We start from the raw sequence: 25,773 nt of genomic DNA on the forward strand, positions 1-25,773 counted from the left end.
GGACGACACCACATGACCCCCGCACCCTGGTCCGCCACGATGATCGCGCCGGATCGAGACTTCGACGGCGCCCCGCTGCTGCGCAAGGAATTCCGGCTGGACGAAGGCCACGGACCCGTGAAGCGCGCGCTCCTGCGGGCCACGGCGTTCGGGATCTACGAGGCGCAGATCAACGGCGTCCCGGTCGGTGAGGACGTGCTGAGTCCGGGCTGGAGCTCGTACGAATGGCGCCTGCGCTACCGCAGTTACGATGTGACCGCGCTCGTGGGGCCGGCCACGGTGATCGGCGTCGCGCTCGGCAACGGCTGGTACCGCGGACGACTGGCCTGGCACGGCAAGTCGGGCCTGTACGGCGATGAGCTCGGGTTCTTCGGGCAGCTGGACATCGAATTCGCCGACGGCCACGTCCAGTCGGTCGCCTCGGACATGTCCTGGCAGTCAGGGCCCTCGGGCACCACGGCCAACGATCTTTACGACGGACAGCGAATCGACGCGCGGCGGGAACCGGCAGGCTGGGCCCGGCCGGGCTTCGCCGCGGACGCAGCCGGTTCGGAGGCCTACGCTGCCGCTGTGGGGGCCCGCGCCTGGACTGGGGTCCATGCCCTGGAGTTCGATGCCGGCCGGCTGGCGGATCCCGTCGGGCCGCCGGTGGTGCGCAACGAGGTCATCAAACCGGTGGAGGTCTTCACCTCACCGGCCGGCAAGACGCTGGTGGATTTTGGCCAGAACCTGGTCGGCTGGCTGCGCTTCACCGTCCAGGGCGACGCCGGCGCCACCATCACCGTGCGCCACGCCGAAGTCCTCGAGGACGGTGAGCTGGGCACCCGGCCGCTGCGCTCGGCCGCCGCCACCGACACGTTCATCCTCTCCGGCGCCAAGGACTTCTTCGAACCCAGCAAGACCTTCCACGGGTTCCGCTACGCGGAAGTATCCGGCTGGCCCGGCGGGCTGACGGCGGAATCCCTCGAAGCCGTGGCGGTGCACTCCGGGCTCGAACGCACCGGCAGCTTCGAGTGCTCCAACCCGCTGGTGAACCAGCTGCACCGCAACATCGTCTGGGGCCTCAAGGGCAATTTCCTGGACCTCCCCACCGACTGCCCGCAGCGCGATGAGCGGCTCGGCTGGACCGGGGACATCGCCGTGTTCGCGCCCACGGCCGCCTTCCTCTACGACGTCAAGGGCTTCCTGCAGGACTGGCTCCTGGACCTCGCCGCGGAACAAAAGGCTGCCGGCGGACTCGTTCCCATTACCGTGCCGGACGCACTGAAGTACTGCCCCCAGCCGCCGGAATTCCCGGCACCCGAATCCTCTGCCATCTGGAGCGAGGCATCCGTGTGGGTTCCGTGGGCGCTGTGGGAGGCGTACGGCGACGACACCGTCTTGAAGGACCAGTACGACTCGATGGCCTCCCACACCCGCCGGGTAGAGGGACTGCTCTCGCCCGACGGGCTCTGGAATGAAGGCTTCCAGTTCGGCGACTGGCTGGACCCGGACGCCGCGCCGGATCAGCCGTGGGCGGCCAAGGCGGACACCGGCGTCGTCGCCACAGCGTGCCTGTACCGCACCGCGTCCATCACCGCCCGGACGGCTGCGCTCCTGGGACACGACGCCGACGCCGACGCGTTCGGCCGCCTCGCCGAACGGGTCAAAGCGGCCTTCAACACCCACTACGTGGCCGCCGACGGAACCGTGCACAGCGACTGCACCACGGTCTACGCCCTCGCCATCGCCTTCGACATCCTGCAGACCGGCCGGCAGCGGGAGTTTGCCGGCAACCGACTCGCCGAACTGGTACGGAACAACAACTACCGCGTCTCCACCGGGTTCGCCGGGACCCCCTTCATCACCGGCGCCCTGGCCGATACCGGTCACACTGACGCGGCGTACAGGCTCCTGCTCGAACAGGAATGCCCCTCATGGCTGTACCCGGTGACCATGGGGGCCACCACCGTCTGGGAACGGTGGGACTCCATGCTCCCGGACGGCACCATCAACCCCGGCGAAATGACCAGTTTCAACCACTACGCGCTCGGCGCCATTGCTGATTGGCTGCACAAGTACGTCGGTGGAATCCGGCCGCTCGCCCCGGGCTACTCCAGGGTGCTGATCGCGCCCCTGCCCGGCGAGGGCATCGATTGGGCCAAGACCAGCCTGCGCAGCCCGCACGGCACCATCGCCGTCGAGTGGCGGACCACCGGCGACGGGGTGCTGGAAGTCGAAGCAACAATCCCCGACGGCGTGGAGGCGGAGATCAGGCTGCCGGGGCAGGACGGCCGAAGCGTGGGGGCCGGCACCCACCGCCTGACCGCCGCCGCCACCTCAGCAGCCGTCGCCTCCTAAATTCCACCCAGCGCCGTGTCAACCAATGAAACTGCGCTGTCCGGGCGCGCCGCCGCAAACCCATGCTGATAGCTGACGAAACCAACGATCAGGAGCACCAACGAATGACCTCCACGAGCTTTGACGCCGACGTCGAAGAAACGATCCGCACCCTGCCTTTGGCTGAGAAAGTCCGGCTCCTGAGCGGCTCCGGCCTGTGGCACACCCAGGCCGAGCCGCGCCTGGGACTGCCGAAGATCACGGTTTCCGACGGGCCCGTCGGCGTCCGCGGCCACCGCGACACCGAGGCAGCCGGCTCGGTGAACCTGCCGTCCGCCACGTGCCTGGCCTCTTCCTGGGACCGGCGGCTGATGGCGCGGGTGGGGAAGCTGCTGGCGGCCGAGGCGCGCCGCCAGCAGGTGGACGTGGTGCTCGGACCCACCATGAACCTGCACCGTTCACCGCTGGCGGGCCGGAACTTCGAGTGCCTGTCCGAGGACCCGCTCCTCACCGGTGAACTGGCGGCCGCGTACGTGGACGGCATCCAGGGCCAGGGCATCGGCGCCTGCCCCAAGCACTTCGTCGCCAACGAGGCCGAGACCGAGCGGACCACCGTCAACAACGTGCTCGACGAACGGACTTTGCATGAGGTGTACCTCGCACCGTTTGAACGCGTCGTCAGGCAGGCCCGGCCCTGGATGATCATGGCGGCCTACAACGGCGTGAACGGCAAGGCCATGACCGAAAATCCCCTCACGGAGAACCCGCTCAAGACCGAATGGGGATTCGAAGGCGCCGTGGTCTCGGACTGGCACGCGGTGTACTCCACCGTTGACTCCGCCCTTTCGGCCACGGACCTCGCCATGCCGGGACCGGAGAAGCTGTGGGGTGACGGGCTCGTCGAAGCCATCTCCGCCGGTCTGGTCCCCGAGGCCGTGATTGACGAGAAAGTGCGCCGGCTCGTCACCCTGGGCCGCCGGGTCGAGGAGGGCCGCCGGAACGAACCCGCGGCACCCGAAGCCGGCGCCGCCGTGGCCCGGGAGGCCGCGGCGGCAGGATTCGTGCTGCTGGAAAATCCGGCCGGCGTCCTTCCCCTCTCACCCGGGGACCTCACCTCCATCGCCGTGGTGGGACCGGCGGCGCTGGATCCCCGGACCCAGGGCGGCGGCAGCGCCTCGGTGTTCCCGGCCTACACGGTGGCGCCCGCTGCGGGGCTGCGCGCACGTGCCGGCGACGGCGTCCGGCTCACCACCGTCCAGGGTGCCTGGCTCTCCGAGGGCCTTCGCGAACCCCGGAACGCGGAATGCCACGCCCCGGGCCAGGGTGAGGGCAGCGTCCGGCTGACCTGGCGGGGGCCCGCCGGCACAGTTGCGGAGGAATACGGTCCCCGGACCACGCTAACCCGGGGCCCGGGCGCCATCCCCGCCGGCGCCACCGCCGTCGACATCGCAACAATCTTCACGCCGGACGTCTCCGGCACCTGGAAGCTGGGATTCAAGGGCATCGGCCGCGCCAGCCTCGAGGTCGACGGCGACGCCGTGGCGGCCGCCGACTCGCGGGACCGCTACGCCGACGTTGGAGCCGTGCTGATCGGCGCGCCGGACGAATCAGCCGGCGTCGTCCTGACCGCCGGAACCCCGGTGCGACTGACCTTGCGCTACACCTGGCATCCGGAGGCCACTCTGTTCCGCATAGGGCTGGCCATCGACAAACCCCGGGAATCGGCGGACCGCGAGATCGCCAAGGCGGCTGCCGCGGCCGGCGCCGCCGACGTCGCCGTCGTGATGGTCGGGACCTCCGGTGCCGTCGAAAGCGAAGGCTTTGACCGAACCTCCCTGGCGCTGCCGGGCCGGCAGGACGACCTCGTCCGCGCCGTCATCGAAGCGAACCCACGCACCGTGGTGGTGGTCAACGCCGGCGCCCCGGTGGAGATGCCCTGGCGGAACGACGCCGCGGCGGTGCTCCTGGTCTGGTTCCCGGGCATGGAATTCGGAAACGCCCTGGCCGATGTGCTGTTCGGCGACGCCGAGCCCGGCGGCCACCTGCCAACCACCTGGCCGGCCGCCCTGGCCGATGCTCCCGTCCGCGACACGCACCCCCGGAACGGCCAGCTCGAGTACACAGAACGGCTGGATGTCGGCTACCGCGGCTGGGCAAGACAAGCCGCGCAATCCACGCAGGCTGCCGCTCCGGCGTATTGGCTCGGCCACGGACTGGGCTACACCACCTTCGCCGTGGAGGGGTTCGCGCAGCTGGAGGAAGCGGCACCCGGGGAGGACGTGCACACCGTCCTGACGGTCCGCAACACCGGTGCCCGGGCCGGAAAATACCTGGCGCAGATCTACGCCGACGCCCCGGAAACGGACGTGGACCGGCCCGGGTTCTGGCTGACAGGCTTCGCGACGGCCCTCATCCCCGCCGGGGAACGCCGCGACATCCGGGTCACACTGCCCGGGCGGTCTTTCCAGCACTGGGACGCCGGGCGCGGCTGGTGCGGGGAGGAGACAACCTTCAGGATCGCGCCCGCCGGGCACGCCGGCGACGCGCGCGACGCGCTCGCCGGACCCCTCGCGGCCTCCGTCAGGCCGGCGGCGTCAGTCCCCGCCCTCGACGGGACGAGGTAGGCAGCCGTGAACCAGCCCACACACCTGCGCGTTGAGCACCTCAGCGAGGCCTTCGGCATCACCACCACCCGTCCCCGGCTCAGCTGGACCCCGCCGGAGGGGACGGTGCGGCAGAGCGCCTACCAGATCACCGCCAGCAACGGCTGGGACACCGGCCGGGTGGAATCGGGAACCCACCGCCTGGTGCCCTACGGCGGCCCGGCGCTGGGCTCCCGGGACCACTTTGAATGGACGGTGCGGACCTGGGACCTTGCCGCGGACGGCAGCGAGTCAGCCTCAAGGTGGGCGGACCCGATGCCGGTCGAACTGCGCCTGCTGCACCCCGCCGACTGGGCCGCACAGTGGATCGGCCCGCGCGAGGCCGCCATCCCCGCGGCCGGCGAGCGCCCGGGCTACGCACTGTCCACCACGTTCGAGCTGGACGCGGTCCCGGACTCGGCCCGGGCGTACGCCACCGCCCACGGGATCTACGAGCTCTTCATCAACGGCCACCGGGTAGGCGACCAGGAGCTCACCCCGGGCTCCACGAGCTACCACAGCACCCTGCAAGTCCAGACGTTCGACGTCGGAACGCTGCTGCAGACCGGCAGCAACACCGTCACGGGCGTCCTCACCGACGGCTGGTACCGCGGCACGTTCGGGTACACGCGCGACGCCGACATGTACGGAACCACGACGGCGCTGCTGGTACAGATCGAGCTGGCATCCGCGGCGGGTCGGACGGTGGTCGGGACCGATGACACCTGGCTGGTGGAGCCGTCCGAAATTGTCAGCGCGGACCTCATGGCCGGGCAGCGTGTCGACTTCCGTGCCGCAGGCGTTCGCTCCGGAAGCCGTCGCGGGCACGCTGTGCTCCGTGACGGCAGCTTCGAAACACTGACGGGTCCCGTCGCACCGCCCACCCGCGCCGTGGAGGACATCGCCCCGGTGTCCATCACCCGGCTGGCCAGCGGCCACCAGGTGGTGGACCTGGGCCAGAACATCAACGGCTGGGTGCGCCTGACCCGGCTCGGCGCCCCGGGCCACGCCGTGACGCTGGTGTACGGCGAAGCCCTGGACGACGCGGGCGAGGTCACGCAGGAGCACCTGCGGCCGCACGATTTCCGCAACCCGGGCCAGTTCCTGTCCGCCGGGCAGATCGACTCCGTGGTGTCCTCCGGCGCGCCCGGCGAAATTTTCGAGCCGCGCCACACGACGCACGGCTTCCGGTACGTTTCGGTCCGCGGGCTGGCGGACCCGCTGGAACCGGGGGATCTCGTGGGCCGGATGGTGCAGACCGACCTCGAACGCGTGGGCACGTTCAGCTGCAGCGATGACCGGCTCAACACGCTGCACGGGATCGTCGAGTGGAGCTTCCGCGGCAACGCCTGCGAGGTCCCCACGGACTGCCCGCAGCGGGAGAAAGCCGGCTGGACCGGCGACTGGCAGGTGTTCGTGCCCACCGCGGCCTACCTCTTCGACGTTGCCGGCTTCTCCCGAAAGTGGCTCAATGATGTCCGGGCTGATCAGTGGGACAACGGAGTGATCGTTAACATTTCGCCGTCGGCGGGCCCGGACGCCACCGCGGCCGATCACATGGCCTTTGTCAACGGCTCGGCCGGCTGGGGAGACGCGATCGTCCTGGTGCCGTGGGAGATCTACCGGGCCACGGGTGACACGGCCATCCTGGAACAGAACTGGGAGGCCATGAACCGCTGGCTCGGGTTCATCAGCAGCGCGGCCGGAGGCGCCCGGCACCCGGCCCGGGCCGTCACCCGACCTACGCCGGAACCACACGAGCAGTTCCTCTGGGACACCGGCTTCCACTGGGGTGAATGGCTCGAACCCGACGGGCCGGAACCGGACCTGTTCGCGGCCAGGTCCGCCGACCACGGCATCGTGGCCACCGCCTACTACCGGCACTCCGCCGCCATCATGGCCGGGATCGCCGCCGTCCTGGGCAAGGACACGGAGGCCGCCGCCCTGGCAGAGTTGTCCGCCAATGTCCGCGACGCCTGGGCCCGCGAATACGTCAATGACACCGGGCAACTGTTCGACCCCAGCCAGGCAAACTGTGTCCGGGCACTCGCCTTCGGCCTTGTCGCCGACGAGCACCGGGCGGCGGTCGCGGCGCAACTGGCCGGCCTCATCCGGGACGCCGGCACCCACCTGGGCACCGGGTTCCTCGCCACCGCAGACCTGTTGCCGGTCCTTGCCGACAACGGCCACCTTGACCTGGCCTATGAGCTGCTCATGCAGGACACCGAACCGTCCTGGCTGGTGATGGTGGACCGCGGCGCGACCACCATGTGGGAAGCCTGGAACGGCATCGGCCCGGACGGCACAGCGCAGCAGTCCCTGAACCACTACAGCAAGGGCGCCGTGGTGTCCTTCCTGCACCGCTACACCGCCGGACTCCGGCAGGCGCCGGGGAGCGCGGCCTACGAACAAATCATCATCGAACCGCGCCCGGGCGCCGGCCTCTCATCCGCCAGCACATCCCACCGCGGCCCCCAGGGCCTGGTTTCGGCCAGCTGGCGGATCGACGACGGCGAGCTGACCCTGAACGCCGTCGTCCCGGCCGGCACCAGCGCCGAAGTCCGCCTGCCCGGCCGGGCGGGGGCCGTCGTCGGGCCCGGAACGCACACCTTCTCCGTCCCGTATGGCCCGGCCGTCCCGGCATCCCTGCCCCACCTCACCAGGAGCGCACCATGACCTTTATCGAATCCCCAACGACTGACACCGAGGCACGCCCCGACGCCGCCGCAGGGAAGGACGGCCCTCCTTCTGGTCCAGCGTTACCGGCGTTCCCTGCCTTCGATGGCCCGGGCATGGCCGTGCAGGTATCCGAGGTCTCCGCGGTCCACCGCGAAGTCAGTTACGCCAGGACCGTCGGGTTCCGGCCGCTGAGCATGGACATCTGGCTTCCGCGGACGGCCGGGGGTCCGGTGCCGCGGCCGGTTCCGCTGGTGCTGTGGGTCCACGGCGGCGCCTTCCAGCTGGGGGACCGCCGTGAGCTGCCGCCCACGTTCCCCGCGGACTCCGTCTTTTCCCGGCTCAACGCGGCAGGGATCGCCTGCGCCACCGTCGACTACCGGCTGGCCCTCGAAGCCGCCTTCCCGGCCCAGCTGCATGACCTGAAAGCGGCGGTCCGCTACCTCCGCGCGCACGCACAGGAGCTGCGGATCGATCCGGAACGCTTTGGCGCCTGGGGCGAATCGGCCGGCGGCCACCTGGCCGCGCTGCTGGGTCTGACCGGCAGCCGGGAAGACCTCGAGGGCGGACTCGGGGCGCAGGGACACTCCAGTGCCGTCAGCGCCGTCGTGGACTTCTACGGCGTGTCCTCGCTGCCCCTCATGCCCCCGATGCAGCTCCCGGCCGGCCTCCTCACCGGACCCATGGTGGCCGCCGTTCCGGCAGGCATGAGCATGGAACCGGGACCCATGCTCGTTGGCGGCTCCAGCGACCCGGACCGGCTGGCGGCCGCGAGTCCGCTCGGCCACGTCAGCGCCGGGGCGCCGCCGTTCCTGCTGATCCACGGCGACAGCGACGCCCTCGTGCCCCTGTCCCAGAGCGAGCTCCTCGCGCAGGCCCTCAGCGCCGCCGGCGTCCGCAACGACGTCGTCGTCATCGAGGGCGCCGACCACTGCTTCTTCGGCGCAGAAGACCGGATCGACAGCATCCTGGATACAGCCATCACCTTCCTCTCCAACGAATTGAGCCAGCCATGACCCCCGCCACCGCCCGGTACCCGTACCAGGACGCCACTTTGCCGGTCGGGCAACGCGTCCAGGACCTGCTCTCCCGGCTCTCGCTCGAGGACAAGGCGGGCCTGATGTTCCAGGGCGCGCTGCCGTTCGCGCTCGGCACCGGCCCGGCCGTGGAGTTGATCGGCGGGCGCCGGATGAACCACTTCAACATCATCGGCGCCGCAACCCAGGCCAGGGAACTCGCCGAATGGCACAACAGCATCCAACGTCTCGCCCTGGACACCGGCTGGGGCATCCCCGTCACGCTCTCCACGGACCCGCGCCACGCCTACACGGACAACCCCGGCACCGGGGCCCTGGCCGGGCCGTTCTCGCAGTGGCCCGAGGCGCTCGGCTTCGCCGCCGTCGGAGACCCCGACGCCGTGGAAGAGTTCGCCGATATCGCCCGGCAGGAGTATCTCGCCGTCGGCATCCGGGCCGCCCTGCACCCGCAGGTGGACGTCTTCACCGAACCGCGCTGGTCCCGCGGCGCGGCCACGTTCGGTGAGAGCGCCGAGCTCGCGGCGGAGCTGGTGGGCGCCTACGTCCGCGGCTTCCAGGGCGACGCGTTCGGGACGGCGTCCGTGTCCACCATGACCAAGCATTTCCCCGGCGGCGGCCCCCAGCTCGACGGCGAGGACCCGCACTTCAGCTACGGCCGCGAACAGGTCTATCCCGGCGGCAACTTCGACTATCACCTGCTGCCCTTCCGGTCCGCCGTCGCCGCCGGCACACGGCAGGTCATGCCGTACTACGGCATGCCGGTCGGCACGGAATACGAGGAAGTGGGCTTCGCCTTCAACAAGCGCATCCTCACGGAACTCCTGCGCGAAGAACTCGGCTTCGGCGGGATCGTCTGCTCGGACTGGGGCATCCTCACCGACGGCGACATCTTTGGCAGGGTGTTCCCGGCCAGGGCCTGGGGCGTGGAACACCTGACACCGCAGGAACGGCTGCTCAAGGCGCTGGACGCCGGCGTGGACCAGATCGGCGGCGAAAGCTGCGTCGACCTCCTGACCGGCGCCGTCCGGGCGGGAAAGCTCAGCGAAGACCGGCTCGACGTCTCCGTCCGCAAACTGCTGGAGGAGAAGTTCCTCCTCGGGCTCTTCGAGAACGCCCTCGTGGACGCGGCCGCCTCCGACTCCGCAGTGGGGACCCCGCAGTTCCGCGCCGCGGGCCGGGCCATGCAGCGCCGCTCCTACACGCTCCTGGCCAACAAGGACGTCGACGGCGGCCCCGTCCTGCCGCTCGCCGCCGGCGCCAGGGTCTACCTCGAAGGCATCACGGCCGCGGACCTGGGGCCGGGCTTCATCCCGGTTCCGACGCCGGAGGCCGCGGACCTCGCCATCCTCCGGCTGCGGACCCCGTTCGAAGTCCGCGGCGAGGGCTTCGAATCCTTCTTCCACTGCGGCAACCTGGCCTTCGCGCCGGAGGAGATCGAACGCGTCACCGCCATCTGCCGGGCCGTCCCCACGGTCATCGACATCAACCTGGAACGGCCCGCCGTCCTGCCCGAACTCGCCGACCACGCCGCGGCCCTGCTGGCCAACTACGGATCCGACTCCGATGCCCTGGCGGACATCCTCACCGGGCGTGCCGTGCCGGAAGGCCGTCTGCCGTTCGACCTCCCGCGGTCCATGGCCGCCGTCGAAGCCTCCCGGGAAGACATGCCGTTCGACACCGAGGACCCCATCTTCCGCTTTGGCCATGGACTGTCCTTGCCCCGGTCCGGACGCGCCGGCGCGGCCGGGGCCGCTGCCGGCACTGCCAACGCTGCCGGCACTGCCGACACTGCCGACTCTGCCGACACGGTTGACAGTGTCGACTTGGGGGCTCCGCTGGCCTGGGCACGGACCGCGACCGGGTCCCGGCCATGAGCCTGGACCCGGACCTGGCCGGCGCCCTGCACCACCTGGCCGGAGCGGGCTCGATCACTGACCTCCTGGGCCAGCCCGGCGGCCTGGACCGGCTCGAGGCCTTCAGCGGCGGCGCCGTGCCCTACCAGGCTCCAGCCGTCCGCTTCCGGGAAACCGGGGCCCGCGGTCCGAACGGGACCGTCCCTGTCAGGGTCTACGGCGGCGCCCCGGGCCATGACGGTCCCGCGCTCGTGTGGATGCACGGCGGGGGATTTGCCGGCGGCGGGCCGGAGATGCGCGAAGCGGACCAACTGGCCCGGGAAGTCGCCGCCCGCAGCGGCGGCGTGGTGGTGTCCGTGGACTACCGGTTGGCCCGCGACGGCGTGCACTTCCCCGTCCCGCACGAGGACGTCCTGGCCGCCTGGCTCTGGACCGTGGAGCACGCCGCGGAGCTGGGCGCCGACCCCGACCGCGTGTGCCTGGGCGGCGCCAGCGCGGGCGGCAATCTCGCCGTCGGGGCCGCGCTCTTCCTCAAGGACGCCGGCCTGCCGCTGCCGGCCAAACTGCTGCTCGCGTACCCGTTCCTGCACGCCGACCTGCCAGCGCCCAGCACCGGATCCAACACCGGTTCCATCCCGGGATCCTTACCCGGCGTGCTCGAGGGGCTTCCGCGGCTGCTGCGCTTCACTGCCGATGACTGCCGCGCCCTCGTGGAGAACTACATCGGCGGTCCTGTCGCCATGGCGTCCTCCTATGCCATGCCCGGCAACGCGGACCCCTCCGGGCTGCCGCCCGCGGCGATCATCGCATGCGAATACGACGACCTGCGGCACTCGGCAGAGGCTTTCGCGGCAGGGCTCCGGCGTGCCGGAACCGACGTCGACTTCCGCCTCGAAGCCGGTGCCGTCCACGGCTATCTCAACCATTCCGCGGGGCTTAGGATCGTGCAGGACGGCCTCGCCTTCCTGGCCCGGGCCCTGGTGGAGGCAAAGCCGTTCCAATGATTGAAATGCCCGGTGCCGGCACGGCCCGGTATCCGACACCCTTGATTCAGACGCCGGAACACCTCGAGAGGCCGGCCAGCAGCAGATGGAGCCGACGATGACAGCAGAACAGATCCTGGAAGGGATCGAGTTCGCCTGCCCCGGGGGCGCCGAACCCCTGCTGCTGGACGTCTACCTCCCCGCCGCCGAAGAACACCCCGCCGAAGGGCCGTCCCCGAAACTGTTCCCCGCCATCGTGCACTTCCACGGCGGCGGCTGGCGGACGGGGGAGCGATCCTCCCTCGGCCCGGTCCTGGACGGCTTCGGCTTCAGCCCGTTCCGGCGGCTCACGGACGCAGGCTTCGTAGTGGTCTCCGCGGACTACCGGCTCAGTACGGCCGCCCGGTTCCCGGCGCAGCTGGAGGACGCGAAGGCCGCCGTGGACTGGCTTCGGAACCATGCGGCGGAGTTCCGCGTGGATCCTGACCGGATCTTCGCGTGGGGCGACTCCGCAGGCGGGCATCTCGCCAGCCTCGTGGGGCTCACCCCTGGCGACACCGGCGACGCCGCGGTCGCTGCCGTGACAGCCTGGTACGCGCCCGCGGACCTGGCCACGATGGCCGAACAAAGCCTGCCCAACGCCGTCGCCCGTGCCGACGACCCCGCCTCACGCGAAGAACTGCTCATCGGAGCGGTGCTGGCCGAGGCCCCCGGCAAGGCCGCTGCCGCCAGCCCCATGGGCCATGTGACCCCAGCGGCGCCGCCCTTCCTCCTGGTCCACGGGACCGCCGACCGCTTCGTCCCGCCGGCTCAGTCGACGTCCCTCGGGGCGGCGCTGGAAGCCGCCGGTACCGACGTCGAACTGCTCCTGATCGAGGACGCGGACCACATGTGGGTACTGCCCGATCACAGCCAGGCGGCCGCGCAGAAGGCCATGGATGCCACCGTCGACTTCTTCCTCCGCCAGGCCCACCTACCCTGACAGACCCGTCCCCGCGAAGCCAGTGCAGGCCTCGGCCTGACCAGGGCAGCTTTGCCGTGCCAATTTTCCACGATCACCATTTCCCTCACCGCGCCCGTCCGGGCGGAACCTGAAAGGCCCTTCACATGCAGTACATCGGCATCACCCACGACGGCGCGGCCTGGGTTGCGGCCTTGGCCGACAGCCGGGTCTACCCGCTGGCTCCGGTCCAGGATTTCTGGGCGGATGCCGCCGGCTGGCAGGAAAAGTCCCTGTCCCTGACGGCCGGCGGCGCGTCGCTGAACCGGGCGGACGTCACCGAAGTCCCGCTGGTCCCGCCCCCCGCCCGCGTGATCTGCGTGGGATTGAACTACCGCGCCCACGCCGCCGAGGGTTCCTTCTCCGTGCCCGAATACCCCACGCTGTTCGGCCGGTGGACCGCGTCCCTTTCGGTCGGCAATGTCCCCGCGCCGGTGCCCGCCGGCGAGGCGGGGCTGGACTGGGAAGGCGAAGTCGCCGCCTACGTGGGCCGGCGGGTCGAATCCGCGGACGAGGCCACCGCCGCGGAAGCCGTCTTCGGCTACTCCACCTTCAACGACCTCACCGCGCGGCGGGCCCAAAAGCTCACCGCCCAATGGACCCTGGGAAAGAACGGCGACTTCAGCGGCCCCCTCGGCCCGCTGGTCAGCCGCGACGAGGCCGGGGACCTTCGCGAGGGATTGCAGGTCCGGACCCGGGTCAACGGCACCGAGGTCCAGAACGGCAACACCCGGGACATGATCTTCTCCGTCCCGGCCATCATCGCCCTGATCAGCCAGACGATGACCCTGCATCCCGGTGACGTCATCGCCACGGGAACCCCGGAAGGGGTCGGCTACGTCCGGACCCCGCCGTGGCTCCTGCAGCCCGGCGACACGGTCGAAGTGGAAATCGACACCCTGGGAACGCTCACCACGCCCGTGGGCGGCCCGTCACTGCGGGCACGGGCCTGATGACGGCCGTCAACAACGCGGCCCTCGGCGACCTGCCGGAGCGGGTGCCGGTGCTGATCGCCGGCGGAGGACCCAGCGGGCTGTTCCTGGCCCTGGACCTGGCGCACCGCGGCATCCGCAGCCTCGTCATCGAGCCGAGGACCACCATTGACCAGGACCGGCCGCGCGCCAAGACCACGAACGCCCGCACCATGACGCACCTGCGCCGGCTCGGGCTTGCCGACAAACTCCGCGACGCCGCGCCGCTGCCGGTCGCCTACGCCCAGGACGTCATCTTCTGCTCCGCCCTCACCGGCCACGAAGTCACCCGGTTCCGCCAGGCCTTCCAGCTCGTCCCTGGCCGGTATGGCCCCCAGCCGGAATGCGGGCAGCAGGTCCCGCAGCCCGTCATGGAGGCCGTGCTCCGGGAGGCCGCCGCCGAATCCCCGCTCATCACGCTGCTGACCGGCCTGAGCGTGGAAGACCTGGACATCAACCAGTGCGGCGGCACGCCGGGCCCGGGCCGGCCGCGCTTCGGCTCGCGCGTGGCGGTGTCCGACGCAACCGGGCTGCGCAAGGCCGTGGACTGCAGCTTCGTCGCCGCGGCCGACGGCGGTTCCTCCACCGTGCGCCGCCGGCTGAACATCCGCCTCGCCGGGGGCTCCGCCGAGCTCTCCAACATCAGTGTCCTGTTCCGTTCCGACACCCTCGCCGCCGCGATCACCCTGGACCCGGCCGTCCAGTACTGGGTCCTGGGACCCGAGGTTTCGGGCATGGTGGGGCGGCTGGACCTCGGCAGCACCTGGTGGGCCATCATCCAGGGCGTGGACGGCAGCGCATCACCCGACGCCGGACGCCTGGTCCGTTCGCTCGTCGGGGCCGACGTCGACGTCGAGGTCATCGCCACCGACCCCTGGACGGCCCGCATGTTGCTCGCCCCGGGATACGGGCACGACGGCGTGTTCCTGATCGGGGACGCGGCGCACCTGAATCCGCCCTGGGGCGGGCACGGGTTCAACACATGCATCGGCGACGCCGCCAACCTGGCCTGGAAGATCGCCGCCGCCCTGGCGGGCTGGGCTGGCCCGGCCCTGCCCGGCAGCTACGAGCTGGAGCGCCGGCCCGTCGCGGCCCGGACCATCCGCGACGCCGCCGCCAACGGGAAGTCGCTGGCCTACCACTTCGCGGACCCGGCCCTGGGCCGGGCGGATGCGGACGGCGAGGCAGCCCGGCGGGTCGCCAAGGAGGCGCTGGCCGTCAAACAAAGCGAGTTCGACTCGCTGGGACTGGTGCTGGGCTACACGTACGGCTCCTCGCCTCTGGTGGTCCCGGATGGACTGCCCGTCCCCGCCGAGGACCCCGTCAGCTACGTCCCCTCCGCCAGCCCGGGATCGCTGCTGCCGCACGCCTGGCTCGACGCGACAACGTCGCTCTATGACCTGCTGGACACCGGCTTCGCCCTCCTGGTGGACCGCGACAGCCTGGGCGGCGCGGCCGCCGGACAGGCCTACGCGGCGGTCCTGGCCGCCGCCGCGATCCACAAAATCCCGCTGTCCGTCGTCGACGTCGGACCCGATCAGCACGGAACCCCGATGACCACGCACTGGCAGGCCGCCGCGGTGCTGGTCCGCCCGGACCAGCACGTCGCCTGGCGGGGGACCGACCCCGCGGGGGCCGCCGCGGCCATTGGCGTGGCCGCCGGCTGGCCGCTGGCAACACCATCCGAAGACCCCGACAGGAGAACACGTGTCCGTGCCGTCCTTCCGTGACTATCTCTACCCGCCCGACCATCCGCGGGTGGCGCAGATCCGTGGCCTGGATGCCCGCGGCTATGCCGAGGCGGCAAAGACCGATCCCTTCGCGGGTCCCATGATCCAGGGCTGGGCCGCCCAATACCCCGAGCCTTTCACCGGGGTGACCAGCGACGGTGTCCACCGGGCCGGGCTGTACCCCCTTGAACCGGCGCCGGCGGGGGAGGAGGCGCCGGCGGCCGCCATGACAGCCGCCGCCCGGGACCTGCTGGCACGACTCACGCCGGCCCAGGCCGAACAGCTCCGCTACGGGGTGGACGCGCACGAATGGCAGAGCTGGGCCAACCCGGAATTCCTGCAGCATGACACGGGCCTGCGCCTGGACGAGCTGGACCAGGGCGTGCGCGAACAGATCCTGGCTATCGTTGCGGCGAGCCTGAGTCCGGCCGGCTACGGGCTGGTCCGGAACCTGATGCGGATCAATGGATTCCTGGGCGGCCTGGTGGAGCTGCCGGAGCTGATGAACGAGTTCAGCTACAACTTCGCCCTCTACGGTGACCCGTCGGAGACGGCCCCGTGGGGCTGGCAGCTCTTCGGACACCACGTGGCGCTCAACGTCCTGGTGGCCGGGACCCAGCTGGTGGTCTCGCCGGTGTTCCTCGGCGCCGAACCGGACGTCATCGACGCCGGCCCGCACCAGGGCGTGGCCGTTTTCAAGGAGCGGATCGCCCTGGCGCGGCGCCTGATGCAATCCCTGCCCGGGCCGCTGCGGGACGAGGCCACGCTTTTCGCGGACATGCAGGACCCGGCCATGCCGGAGGGCAGGCTGCACCCCGGGGACGAACGGCACCTGGCCGGCTGCTTCCAGGACAACCGCGTGATTCCCTACGAGGGCATCCCGGTCAACGCGATGCCCGCCGCGGCACGCGCGATCCTGGACGAGCTCGTGGCAGACTTCATCGCGTTCCTCCCCGACGGGCCGCGGACCGCCCGCCGGCGGGAGATCGCGGCCCACTGGGACGAAACCTGGTTCTGCTGGATCGGCGGATGGGAGGCGCAGGACGCCTTCTACTTCCGGCTGCAAAGCCCCGTGCTGGTCATGGAACTGGACCACCACACAGGCGTCTTCCTCAGCAATGACACCCCGGCCCCGTTCCACATGCACACGGTGCTGCGCACCCCGAACGGCAACGACTACGGGCGCGAGCTGGTGCGCCAGGCTCTGCACGCATCATGAACCGCTGACAAGCCGTCCACCGATGCGAATGGCCCGGAACCCTCCGAAAGGGTTCCGGGCCATTCGCGTGGGACCTGCAGCCGGACCGGAAAACCGGGCCAGATGCCCAGGTCCGGCTAGATGTCCAGCGCAGCCCTGCGCTGCGGCGGGGGACCCACCACGGTCAGGTCCATCTCGGCCTGCGCCCGGCCGAAGCCCTCCATGTCCATGTAGGGCTCGCCGCCCTCGGTGTACATGTAGTCCTCCGTGGGCTTGTTGAAGTACTCGAAGAAGCCGTTGAAGACCGACGGCGTCAGGAACCCGACCATCTGGGTGTTGTGGGAATCGAAGGCGAAGGAGTGGATGGTCCCGGCCGGGGCGTGGAGGAAGTCGCCCTTGGTGAGCAGCACTTCGCGGCCGTTGGCGTAGATCCACATCCGGCCCTCGGTGCAGAGGAAGTTTTCCGTGTGCTGTTCGTGGAAGTGCAGCGGAATGTAGGGGGACTTGGCGCCCTTGGTGTGGACGGCGAAGTAGTTCGATCCCGTGTTCGCCGGCCGGGACAGGTAAGTGAACATGGTCTGGTAGCTGACCATCCGCTCGCCCTCGCCGGCACTGAGGAAGTACGGGCTCTGGGCCGCCGGCAGCCCGGCGTCCTGCCGGAAAGACGGTGCCACGCGTTCGACGTCGGGGAACGTCATGCCGAATTCGGCGCCCACCGCCGCGCACTCCTGCAGGCTGGGCTTCCGGCCCGGGGTGACAGGCGGGACGTGCGAATCGATGGGTGTGCCGACGCGTTCGTAGTAGGCCTCGGCGCCGCCCGGGGTCATCCAGTTCAGGAACCGGGTGTAGTGGCTTGCCATCCGGTACGCGTGCGGGGTTCCCGGCGGGATCACCACGGAATCCCCGGGAGTCAGGATGCGGCTTTCGCCCGGCAGCCAGACGTGCAGGATGCCGTCGAAGACATACAGCGTTTTGTGTTCCACCGCGTGGCTCACAAACGGCGATTCGGCCCCCATGCCGCCGGAGATGTAGGCGGCGCTGAAAATGCCGCCGGTGTCCGCCGCACGGGCGATCACCGTGACCAGCTGGCCGTTGATCTCATAGCGGGCGCCTTCGCCCGACGCCATGTAGTACGGGACGGCGTCGCCCGGCAGCACATTCGCCAACGGGAGCTCTTTGTTCATTTCCTCAACGCTGAGGGACATCGCATCCTTCTTTCCTGTCTGTGGAGCGCGGGCTGCCCCCAAGACTGCCCCTGATTCTCCGCCGCTGCGACTTCCATTTCCAATGGATGAAACACTTCTGCCCGTCGCTCCGGGCTGTTGGGCGCCGGGAAGCCGTTGGCGGCGGCCTGCGGGGCGGTCACGGGTAGGCGCCCGCCGCCTTTCGCCGATACGGTCCAAAGTCCCTGTTTTGGTGTCAGTGCTCCCGGTTAGTCTTGCGTGAGGCGCATGGCGGTCCGTAATGCGAGCCGGTGCGCCTCCAGCCAAGAACAATGGGGGGTACGTTGTCCAACGATTCAGTCATGACCTGGTTTCCCGGCGACGCAGGCCGCACCGCGGCAGCCGAGCCTTCAGAGCGGAGCGAGGCCGTCGCCCCCTCCTGGGACCGCGTCATCCCGCAAGGGTCTCCCGGCGCCAGCCGCGGTGACTACTGCCGCGACCATTGGCCGCCCCTGTAGGGGTACCGCGGAGGCCGCAGTGTTCCTGCCCGCGGCGGACCCAGACGGCGGCTGCCCGCGCACGGCTGTTGGCTTTTATTTACCTGGGATTTACGTGACTTGCCTTGTGGGCGTTCCACGGACGCAGCGAGACTTTAATGACGGGCTGACATCATCCGTTCAGCCCTCAGGGACAAACCAAACCAGCGGGCAGCAGCGACGCTTTCCTCTTCACCCCGTGGCAATGATGCCCGGACGGGGAGCCCGCGCATCGGGAGGATCGTCATGGCCGGCACATTTGAACTCTTCGTTGACGCCGATGCCTGCTTCAGGTTTCGGCTCAGGGCACCGGACGGGGCAGTACTGGCCGTGTCAAAGGGCTTCGCGGACAAGCCTGCAGCGGTTGCCGGCATCACCGCGGTGCGCGAGTACGCCGGCATGGGGCTGATCAGTGATCTGTGCCCGGAGCCGCCGGCAAGTCCGGCGGCTCCGGCGGCTCCGCGGCCGAGAAGCACTCCCACTCCGGTGCCCGGCGTCGACCGGCGGGTGCACGACAACGACCTCCGGATCCGCGCCCGCGCCCTCCGCCGCCCGGCGCACGGGCCGGGCGCGGTAGGCGTCGGCTGATCCGGCCGGGCCCACGGCGACCCGGCCGCGGCAAACGGCCAAGGCGGACGTTGGGTGGCCAGGGGCGCCGCTACGGGTCCATTCCGGCGTGCACCGGAACGAATTCGATCTTGTTCGCGGGCTGGACCGTTTTCCTGGGCGCCCGCGAGAACCCCTTGGCATCCAGGTGGTTCTGCGCCCGGTACTCTGCCAGGGCCTCGTCGTAGATGCCGTTGAGCCGGTGCCCGGAATAGACGTGTTCTGAGCCATCGGTGAACGTGATGCTGATGAGCGATTTTTCCGGGAAGTGCCGGTTCATGCGGATGAACCCCTCGGCGTCTTGCTTGAGATTGATCATGTGGTTCCCACTTTCGTGATCGAGTTGATCCAGTCTCCCGCCTTCGTTGTGACTAAACCAACCGGCCAGGACCAGCCGGCTTCCTTCGACGGTCCAGGCCACCCTGCTCGATGGGGATGGGGCCGTGCCCCTATTCGGGGGCATACGCGTCCACCGCTTGCTGCAGCACGGGGCTGAAGCGGTCCCAGGAATCGGCCGGCGTGGCCACAACCAGGACGCTGCTTCCCCGGGTTCCTGCAACGAGGCAGGCTATTTCACGGTATTTGTGGGCACCGATCCGCGTTACATAGGTGTCTTCCACGCAGGAACCGTTGCCTCCCCGGAACCCCATTCCGGCGCGGTACTGCAGCCGGCTCGCGGATGCGGCGTTCTCGCCCGTGAGATGGGCCAGCCGGAATTCGGGCCAATTAGCCAGCGACTCGTCGCCCTGCTGCGGCGTGGCGTTGAGATAGATCTGGAGGTCCCCGTCGGGGGCGGTGACGGTCGCGGACACGCTGCCGGGGTCGCCCGGCACGGGAGCGGCATCAGGTGGGATGGCCAGCACGGCTGTGGTGTCCGGAAGCTCCAGCGGCTGCCATCCTGCCGGGGCCGGTCCGGCACGGAACCACGCGAACGGGGTGGGGCCGGAGGCAGGCGCCGCCGGCTGGTTCCCGGCCGGACTGCCGCACGCGCTGAGGGCCAAAGCCGCTAGCGCCGCCGGCACCCCGAACAGGAGCCCCCTGCCGGGGCCCGGCCCAAGCGCCCCGTGGCTGCTACCTGTTGCCGTCACCGTCGTCCGGTCCTCCGTTGTTGTCGGCATCATGATCGTTTCCGGCAGGCACGCGGGCGGGCGGCGGAACCATGGGCCGCGGCGCCGGTGGAACGACGCGCCGCGGGGCGGGCGCCGGCGGCCGGATCATGGGCGCCGGGGCGGGCGGGGCAGCGTACCGTGGCGGAGCCGGCACAACGGGCGGGGCAACGGTCGACGGCGGAGCCGGCACAACGGGCGGGGCAACGGTCGACGGCGGAGCCGCGTTACCGGCTGGGTCCTTGGGCGACGGCGTGGGGGTCCCCGTCACAGGAACTGACGGGACTGTGTAGGGGGCCGGTGCCGGCGTCGCTGTGCGCCCGGCGAAGCAGGCCCCCAGCAGCAGGATGGCGCCCAACGCCGCGGCGGCAGTCGCCGGGCGAAGAATCTTCATTGTGCTCTCCTTTGGGATGGCCGGCCAGGGGCGGCCGGACCTGTCCCTACAACGGTTCCGGCAGCCTGCAGGTTCAACGCGGGCTGCGGCCATCGACCGCGCCGGGCGTAAGTGAACTGTTTGCCGCCCGGCGTCGTCCTACCTCCAAGGAGGCGGAAATGTCCGATCAGGAGGCCGAGTTACTGCGATCGCTGCAGGAGGCTTACGGCCCGGCGCTATGGCGGTTCGTCATGGGGATGACCCGTGACAGCGCCCTGGCGGATGACGTCGTGCAGGAGACGCTGATCCGCGCGTGGAAACACCCGGCGATTCTGCGGCGCCCGGAGACGGCGGTGCGGGCCTGGCTTTACACGGTTGCCCGCAACCTCGTCATTGATGACCGGCGCAGCGCCCGGCGCCGGCACGAAACGGGAACCGATCAGCTGCCTGAGATTCCGGAGGCGGACCGGGTCGACAGGATCCTGGACGGGTGGCTTGTCTCGGATGCGCTCGCCGGGCTGTCCGCCGAGCACCGGGCCGTCGTCATTCATTCGTACTATTTGCGGGAGACGACCGCCGAGATCGCGCAAAATCTTCAACTGGCCGAGGGAACGGTGAAGTCGCGCCTGCACTACGCGCTGAGGGCGATGCGGCTGGCCCTGCAGGAGGGAGGCGTGACGCCATGAACCAGAACGGAACCGATGAGTACCGCCGCTGGGATGCCGCGTACGTGCTGGGTTCCCTCATCTCCTCGGAGCGGCGCGAGTTCGAGGAGCACCTGTCCGGCTGCGCGGGCTGCAGGGCCGCCGTCGCCGACCTTGCCGGACTGCCGTCGCTGCTGGCAGCACTCTCACCCGAGGAAGCCCAGTCCCTCGAGCGGACGGACGGCGAACGGCGGACGCCGACGTTGCAGCCCGGGCTGGCGCATAAGGTCCAGCGCGGCCGCCGGCGCACCCGCCTGGCTGTCGCCGGGATCATGCTGGGCGCCGCTGCCGCCGCGGGCGCGGTTTACGTTGAGGTCACGGCCTCGCCGCCCCCGGCTGCCCAGGTCCAGGCCGCATCCGCGACGGCCCTGAACTTCACGCCGGTCGCCGACAGCGCCATGGTGGCCACCGGATCCCTGACCACGCAGCCGTGGGGAACGCAGATCGACTGGCAGTGCACGTACACGCCGTCCCCGGCCGACTACGCTTTGCCGGGCGGTCTCCGCACGCCGGAGGAGTACGGATTGGTGGTTGTCGACTCCCGCGGCGCCACGACCCAGGTGGCCACTTGGACAGCAACGCCGGGGACAGTGGCGACGCCGACGGCCACCACGGTTGTCCCGAGAGCCGATATCCGCAGCATTGAAATCCGTGCCGTCGCGAGCGGCAAGACGCTGCTGGCTGCGCACCCGTAGCGCCGGATCAGCGGCGCGGCGCCGGATGGATGGCCAGGACTCCATTGCAGGGACAATGGAGGCGTGACTTCCGCGACCGCACCCCTGGACCCAGCCTGCGCGAAGGGGCTTTTCGATCTCGGCGCCATCGGGGCGGGCCTGGCTTTTGCTGAATCGCTGGGAGCCCTCGCGGCGGCATTGCAGGCCGGCGGTGCGGGGGCGTCCGCGGTGGTGCAGGCGCCTCCTGGGACAGGCAAGACAACACTGGTGCCGCCGCTGCTCGCCAACATCGCCGCCGGCGTGGGGGGCGGGCGCCCGCGGATCGTGGTCACCCAGCCGCGCCGCGTCGCTGCCCGTGCGGCCGCCCGGCGCATGGCCGCCCTGGACGGCACCCGGCTCGGCGACCGCGTGGGCTACACGGTCCGCGGGGAACGCCAGACCGGCCCGGGTACCGTGATCGAGTTCGTTACCCCCGGCATCCTGTTGCGCCGCCTCCTCGCGGACCCGGGGCTCGAGGGCACGGACGCCGTGATCCTCGATGAGGTCCACGAACGCGGGCTGGAGACCGACCTACTCGTTGGCATGCTCGCCGAAGTCCGCCAGTTGCGCGGCGACCTCGCCCTCGTCGCCATGTCGGCCACCCTCGATGCCCCCCGCTTCGCCGCCCTGATTGGAGACGCACCGATCGGTGGGGCGGCGGACGGAAACGACGACGACGGCGGCGGCCCGGCACCGGTCATCGACTGTCCGTCCGTGCTGTTTCCGCTGGACGTGGAATGGGCCCCCGCGCCGGCGCCGCGGCTGGATGAGCGGGGCGTGGCCCGGGCCTTCCTGGACCATGTGGCCGACACGGCAGCGGCCGGGCACGCGGCCGCGTTGGCTGGCGGACGGGATCTGGACGCCCTGGTGTTTGTTCCCGGCGCCTGGGAGGTTTCCTACGTGGCTGCGCGGCTCCGCGGCCGGAGCCGCGCCGAGGTTCTTGAACTCCACGGCCAGGCCCCGCCGGCGGAGCAGGACCGCGCCGTCTCCGGGCGTGAGCCCGGCGGGGCTGCCCGGATCATCGTTTCCACCGCACTCGCCGAGTCCTCCCTCACTGTTCCGGGCGTCCGGCTGGTTATCGATTCCGGGCTGTCCCGCGAGCCGCGGCGCGACGCCGGCCGCGGAATGTCCGGACTCGTGACGGTGTCCTGCTCCCGGGCGTCCGCGGACCAGCGTGCCGGCCGTGCCGCACGCCAGGGCCCGGGCACGGTGATCCGCTGCTATGACCAGCGGGCCTTTGGCGCTGCGCCGGCGCACCCGACGCCGGAGATCGCGGCAGCTGACCTGACAGGCGCCGCCCTGGTCCTGGCCTGCTGGGGAGCCCCCGGCGGCCGGGGACTGGCGCTGCCGGACGCGCCGCCCCGGGCCGCGATGGACGAGGCCGTCGAAGTGCTGCGGGAACTCGGCGCCGTCACCGCGGACGGTCACGCAACCGAGGTGGGCAAGATCCTGGCCCGGGTCCCGACTGATCCCCGGCTGGCCCGCGCCCTGCTGGACGGCGCCGCGACGGTGGGCTACGGCACGGCGGCCGAGGCCGTTGCCCTGGTCTCGGGGGACCAGCGCGCACCGGGCGCAGACCTCACCAGGCTGCTTGCCGCGCTGCGGACGGGCCGGGATCCCGGATCCCGGCGCTGGTCGGAGGACGTCCGGCGGATGGAGTCAATCGCCAGGCAGGAATCCACCGGTGGCGGGCACCAGAAGCCATCCGGCGCCGCGCCGGTTGCGTCTGCTGGGGCCGTTGGTGCCGCGGAGGCGGTCGGGTTCGTCGTCGCCCTGGCTTTCCCGGACCGGGTGGCGCGCCGCGTTCCGGGCCAGGGGCCGGCGCAATACCTGCTGACCTCCGGAACGCGGGCCGGGTTGCCGGCCGGCAGCGCCCTGTCCGGGCACGAATGGCTGGGAGTGGCCGAAGTGTCCCGCGCACAAGGGCGCGACGCCGCGGGGACCGGTGCCGTCATCCGCTCTGCGGCGCCGCTGACGGCGGACACCGCAGAGGCCGCCGCCGGCAACCTCCTGAGCGACACGCTGCAGGCGCGGTTTAGCCAGGGCCGGGTCTCGGCCCGGCGGGAGCGCCGCCTGGGCGCGATCGTGCTCTCGTCCACCCCGGTACGGCCTCCTGCGGAGGAGGGCCGCGCAGCCGTGGCCCGCGCCCTGGCCAGCGAGGGGCTGGCCACCATCGGATGGTCGAACGCGGCGGACGGCTTGCGCCGCCGTCTTGCCCTGCTGCACCGGGAGCTGGGCGGGGCATGGCCCGACGTTTCCGAGCCGGCGTTGCTGGCCCGGCTTGAGGACTGGCTGGCCCCGGAGCTCGCGGCGTTGGCCGGCGGGGCATCGACGGGCGGGATCGACCTCGCAGGCCCGCTGAGCCGGCTGCTGCCGTGGCCCGAGGCGGCCCGGCTGGGCGAACTGGCACCCGAGTCGCTGGCGGTCCCCAGCGGATCCCGGATCCGGATCGACTACCCGGACGCGGCAGACGCCACCGGCCGGCCCGTAGTGGCCGTCAAGCTGCAGGAGTGCTTTGGCTGGGCCGAGACGCCGCGGCTGGCCGACGGGCGCGTGCCGGTGCTGTTCCATCTGCTCTCGCCGGCCCGCCGGCCCCTGGCCGTGACAGACGATCTCGCATCCTTCTGGTCCGGGCCGTACGCCCAGGTCCGGGCCGAAATGCGCGGCCGCTATCCACGGCATCCGTGGCCTGAAGACCCATGGACAGCGCCCGCGACAGCCCGGACCAAGCCGCGGAACTGACGCCGGACCGGCAGCCCGGCGCTGCCAACTGACCACTCGCGCCGCCCGGGCAACAGGGGCATGATGAAGGAGCACGACACCGGCGGGCCTCCCGGCCCGCGGGACGTCGGGCAAACAGGTCGGGCAAACAGGCCGGTCAAACGGGCCGGTCAAACAAAAATCAGCCACGCGATGAAGAGTGATGGCCATGCACCTTGCGTTCGTCTCCATTCCCGCCTACGGACACGTGAACCCGACCCTGCCGCTGGTGGCGGAGCTCGTGGCCCGGGGGCACAGGGTCACATATTTCACGTCCGCCGACTTCGGACCGCTGATCCGCAAGGCCGGCGCGAACTTTCACGCGTCCGGCGGGAACTGGATGGCATCGCTGCCCGCCCTGGGGCCCGGGCAGCGGGCACAGGCGCACCTGATGCTGCCGATCATGCACCGCGTGTTCGAGGACCTCAGAACCAGCTTTCCGGCGTTGGTCGATCAACTCCGCCAGGACCCGCCGGACGCTATCTGCTTTGACGCGATGACGCTTAGCGGCAGCATGGCGGCGGAAAAGATCGGTGCCCCGGCCATTGCCCTCATGCCCACCTATGCCACCAACGAGCACTTCTCGCTGAGATCGCTGATGCCTGCCCCGCCACCGGACGGCGCCGATGAGATGGCCAAGGTTGCGCTGGCCATGGGCCGATTGCTGGCGGAGTTCGCGGCCGGGCAGGGCGTGCGGACACCGCGGATGTTCGATGGTCCGCCTGCGCCGTTCAACATCGTGTTCCTACCCCGCGAATTCCAGCCCATGGGGGCGACCTTCGATGACCGGTTCCGGTTTGTGGGTCCCAGCGTCGGCGGCCGGGATACCGACGGCGAATGGGAGCGTGAGGGAACGGGACCGCTGTTGTTCATTTCCCTGGGCACCACCCCGCTGAACCGCCGGCCGGACTTCTTCCGGATGTGCCTTGATGCCTTCGGCGGAAGCGAGTGGGACGTCGCGATGGCCGTTGGGGACCAGACCAGCGTGGCCGATCTCGGCACGATTGCGCCGAACGTCCGGGTCCGGCCGTTCTTCCCGCAGTTGCAGGTACTGCGCCAAACCGCAGTCTTCATCACCCACGCCGGCATGAATTCGACCATGGAAGCGCTGTATTACGCCGTCCCAATGGTGGCCGTGCCCCAGCAGCCGGAACAGGCGGCCACCGGCCGCCGGCTGGAAGAACTGGGTCTGGGCAGGCGCCTTGCGCCGGAGGACGTCGGGTCCGACGCGCTCCGGGCCGCGGTCACCGCGGTCCATACGGACGAGCAGGTCCGGCGCAACCTGGCCGCGATGCGCGATGTTGTCCGCAGCGCGGGAGGGGCCGTGGCTGCCGCCGACGCCATCGAGGCGCGTGTGCAGCACGGGGCGGGCCGGTTCGGCGACGTCGGTTAGGCCGGGCCGT

The 25,773-nt window shown here is 70.7% G+C and carries 19 protein-coding genes; 16 read left to right on the top strand and 3 right to left on the bottom strand.

Annotated features, from left to right (window positions below; all coding sequences use genetic code 11):
- Positions 1–12: 12 nt before the first annotated feature.
- The 10 genes from AC1DN2_RS05670 to AC1DN2_RS05715 all read left to right on the top strand — a co-directional run bounded on the left by AC1DN2_RS05670 (position 13) and on the right by AC1DN2_RS05715 (position 16,430).
- Positions 13–2,340 (top strand): alpha-L-rhamnosidase, encoded by a 2,328-nt coding sequence (locus AC1DN2_RS05670; RefSeq protein ID WP_476849544.1) that lies wholly within the window; start codon positions 13–15, stop codon positions 2,338–2,340.
- Between the two features lie 104 nt (positions 2,341–2,444).
- Positions 2,445–4,943 carry a beta-glucosidase gene (locus tag AC1DN2_RS05675; protein ID WP_476849545.1) on the top strand — a complete coding sequence of 833 codons (2,499 nt, stop codon included), beginning with the start codon at positions 2,445–2,447 and terminating at the stop codon, positions 4,941–4,943.
- A 6-nt stretch (positions 4,944–4,949) separates the two neighbouring features.
- Positions 4,950–7,637: a family 78 glycoside hydrolase catalytic domain gene (locus AC1DN2_RS05680; protein ID WP_476849546.1), complete on the top strand. Its 2,688-nt coding sequence runs from the start codon at positions 4,950–4,952 to the stop codon at positions 7,635–7,637.
- Positions 7,634–8,653, top strand: a complete 1,020-nt coding sequence (locus AC1DN2_RS05685; RefSeq protein ID WP_476849547.1) for an alpha/beta hydrolase fold domain-containing protein — start codon at positions 7,634–7,636, stop codon at positions 8,651–8,653. The genes AC1DN2_RS05680 and AC1DN2_RS05685 overlap by 4 nt, the downstream gene beginning before the upstream one ends.
- A complete protein-coding gene (locus AC1DN2_RS05690) occupies positions 8,650–10,548 on the top strand; it encodes a glycoside hydrolase family 3 protein (protein ID WP_476849548.1) in 1,899 nt (632 codons plus the stop codon). The genes AC1DN2_RS05685 and AC1DN2_RS05690 overlap by 4 nt, the downstream gene beginning before the upstream one ends.
- Entirely contained in the window at positions 10,545–11,531 is a 987-nt protein-coding gene (locus AC1DN2_RS05695) for an alpha/beta hydrolase fold domain-containing protein (protein WP_476849549.1), read from the top strand. Before AC1DN2_RS05690 ends, AC1DN2_RS05695 begins: the two co-directional genes overlap by 4 nt.
- A gap of 97 nt (positions 11,532–11,628) precedes the next feature.
- Positions 11,629–12,492: an alpha/beta hydrolase fold domain-containing protein gene (locus tag AC1DN2_RS05700; protein WP_476849550.1), complete on the top strand. Its 864-nt coding sequence runs from the start codon at positions 11,629–11,631 to the stop codon at positions 12,490–12,492.
- A 125-nt stretch (positions 12,493–12,617) separates the two neighbouring features.
- On the top strand, positions 12,618–13,463 hold the full coding sequence (locus AC1DN2_RS05705; protein ID WP_476849551.1) for a fumarylacetoacetate hydrolase family protein: 846 nt from the start codon (positions 12,618–12,620) through the stop codon (positions 13,461–13,463).
- Positions 13,463–15,211 (top strand): FAD-dependent monooxygenase, encoded by a 1,749-nt coding sequence (locus AC1DN2_RS05710; protein ID WP_476849552.1) that lies wholly within the window; start codon positions 13,463–13,465, stop codon positions 15,209–15,211. The genes AC1DN2_RS05705 and AC1DN2_RS05710 overlap by 1 nt, the downstream gene beginning before the upstream one ends.
- Positions 15,189–16,430, top strand: a complete 1,242-nt coding sequence (locus AC1DN2_RS05715; RefSeq protein WP_476849553.1) for a DUF3500 domain-containing protein — start codon at positions 15,189–15,191, stop codon at positions 16,428–16,430. Before AC1DN2_RS05710 ends, AC1DN2_RS05715 begins: the two co-directional genes overlap by 23 nt.
- A 116-nt stretch (positions 16,431–16,546) precedes the next feature.
- Here the strand turns inward: AC1DN2_RS05715 and AC1DN2_RS05720 are convergent, their stop codons facing one another.
- Positions 16,547–17,614, bottom strand: coding sequence for a quercetin 2,3-dioxygenase (locus AC1DN2_RS05720; RefSeq protein WP_476849554.1), 1,068 nt, complete (start codon positions 17,612–17,614; stop codon positions 16,547–16,549).
- Between the two features lie 320 nt (positions 17,615–17,934).
- Here AC1DN2_RS05720 and AC1DN2_RS05725 point away from each other — a divergent pair, with 320 nt between their 5' ends.
- The gene (locus AC1DN2_RS05725) at positions 17,935–18,090 is read left to right on the top strand and encodes a hypothetical protein (protein WP_476849555.1); all 156 of its coding nucleotides are present in this window, start codon (positions 17,935–17,937) and stop codon (positions 18,088–18,090) included.
- 264 nt (positions 18,091–18,354) lie between these two features.
- On the top strand, positions 18,355–18,696 hold the full coding sequence (locus tag AC1DN2_RS05730; protein ID WP_476849556.1) for a YegP family protein: 342 nt from the start codon (positions 18,355–18,357) through the stop codon (positions 18,694–18,696).
- 70 nt (positions 18,697–18,766) lie between these two features.
- On the opposite strand, the gene AC1DN2_RS05735 is transcribed toward AC1DN2_RS05730, so the two are convergent.
- Together AC1DN2_RS05735 and AC1DN2_RS05740 are read right to left on the bottom strand one after the other, a co-directional pair.
- Entirely contained in the window at positions 18,767–19,033 is a 267-nt protein-coding gene (locus AC1DN2_RS05735) for a hypothetical protein (RefSeq protein ID WP_476849557.1), read from the bottom strand.
- Positions 19,034–19,163: 130 nt separating this feature from the next.
- Positions 19,164–19,835, bottom strand: coding sequence for a hypothetical protein (locus AC1DN2_RS05740; RefSeq protein WP_476849558.1), 672 nt, complete (start codon positions 19,833–19,835; stop codon positions 19,164–19,166).
- Positions 19,836–20,372: 537 nt separating this feature from the next.
- Here AC1DN2_RS05740 and AC1DN2_RS05745 point away from each other — a divergent pair.
- From AC1DN2_RS05745 to AC1DN2_RS05760, 4 genes are all read left to right on the top strand, one after another.
- Entirely contained in the window at positions 20,373–20,879 is a 507-nt protein-coding gene (locus AC1DN2_RS05745; protein WP_230011359.1) for a sigma-70 family RNA polymerase sigma factor, read from the top strand.
- Positions 20,876–21,592: an anti-sigma factor family protein gene (locus AC1DN2_RS05750; RefSeq protein WP_476849559.1), complete on the top strand. Its 717-nt coding sequence runs from the start codon at positions 20,876–20,878 to the stop codon at positions 21,590–21,592. The genes AC1DN2_RS05745 and AC1DN2_RS05750 overlap by 4 nt, the downstream gene beginning before the upstream one ends.
- A gap of 63 nt (positions 21,593–21,655) precedes the next feature.
- Positions 21,656–24,352 carry an ATP-dependent helicase HrpB gene (hrpB, locus tag AC1DN2_RS05755; RefSeq protein WP_476849560.1) on the top strand — a complete coding sequence of 899 codons (2,697 nt, stop codon included), beginning with the start codon at positions 21,656–21,658 and terminating at the stop codon, positions 24,350–24,352.
- A 187-nt stretch (positions 24,353–24,539) separates the two neighbouring features.
- Entirely contained in the window at positions 24,540–25,763 is a 1,224-nt protein-coding gene (locus AC1DN2_RS05760) for a macrolide family glycosyltransferase (protein WP_476849561.1), read from the top strand.
- Positions 25,764–25,773 lie beyond the last annotated feature (10 nt).

It is taken from the genome of Arthrobacter sp. 01L42, from assembly GCF_056400005.1.

What these genes read in the sequence shown, in the direction of transcription:
- AC1DN2_RS05725 (WP_476849555.1), top strand. Translation starts at nt 17,935, where the DNA reads ATGACCTGGTTTCCCGGCGACGCAGGCCGCACCGCGGCAGCCGAGCCT.
- AC1DN2_RS05685 (WP_476849547.1), top strand. Translation starts at nt 7,634, where the DNA reads ATGACCTTTATCGAATCCCCAACGACTGACACCGAGGCACGCCCCGAC.
- AC1DN2_RS05720 (WP_476849554.1), bottom strand. Translation starts at nt 17,614, where the DNA reads ATGTCCCTCAGCGTTGAGGAAATGAACAAAGAGCTCCCGTTGGCGAAT.
- AC1DN2_RS05690 (WP_476849548.1), top strand. Translation starts at nt 8,650, where the DNA reads ATGACCCCCGCCACCGCCCGGTACCCGTACCAGGACGCCACTTTGCCG.
- AC1DN2_RS05695 (WP_476849549.1), top strand. Translation starts at nt 10,545, where the DNA reads ATGAGCCTGGACCCGGACCTGGCCGGCGCCCTGCACCACCTGGCCGGA.
- AC1DN2_RS05740 (WP_476849558.1), bottom strand. Translation starts at nt 19,835, where the DNA reads ATGATGCCGACAACAACGGAGGACCGGACGACGGTGACGGCAACAGGT.
- AC1DN2_RS05700 (WP_476849550.1), top strand. Translation starts at nt 11,629, where the DNA reads ATGACAGCAGAACAGATCCTGGAAGGGATCGAGTTCGCCTGCCCCGGG.
- AC1DN2_RS05760 (WP_476849561.1), top strand. Translation starts at nt 24,540, where the DNA reads ATGCACCTTGCGTTCGTCTCCATTCCCGCCTACGGACACGTGAACCCG.
- AC1DN2_RS05735 (WP_476849557.1), bottom strand. Translation starts at nt 19,033, where the DNA reads ATGATCAATCTCAAGCAAGACGCCGAGGGGTTCATCCGCATGAACCGG.
- AC1DN2_RS05675 (WP_476849545.1), top strand. Translation starts at nt 2,445, where the DNA reads ATGACCTCCACGAGCTTTGACGCCGACGTCGAAGAAACGATCCGCACC.
- AC1DN2_RS05750 (WP_476849559.1), top strand. Translation starts at nt 20,876, where the DNA reads ATGAACCAGAACGGAACCGATGAGTACCGCCGCTGGGATGCCGCGTAC.
- AC1DN2_RS05710 (WP_476849552.1), top strand. Translation starts at nt 13,463, where the DNA reads ATGACGGCCGTCAACAACGCGGCCCTCGGCGACCTGCCGGAGCGGGTG.
- AC1DN2_RS05670 (WP_476849544.1), top strand. Translation starts at nt 13, where the DNA reads ATGACCCCCGCACCCTGGTCCGCCACGATGATCGCGCCGGATCGAGAC.
- AC1DN2_RS05730 (WP_476849556.1), top strand. Translation starts at nt 18,355, where the DNA reads ATGGCCGGCACATTTGAACTCTTCGTTGACGCCGATGCCTGCTTCAGG.
- AC1DN2_RS05745 (WP_230011359.1), top strand. Translation starts at nt 20,373, where the DNA reads ATGTCCGATCAGGAGGCCGAGTTACTGCGATCGCTGCAGGAGGCTTAC.
- AC1DN2_RS05705 (WP_476849551.1), top strand. Translation starts at nt 12,618, where the DNA reads ATGCAGTACATCGGCATCACCCACGACGGCGCGGCCTGGGTTGCGGCC.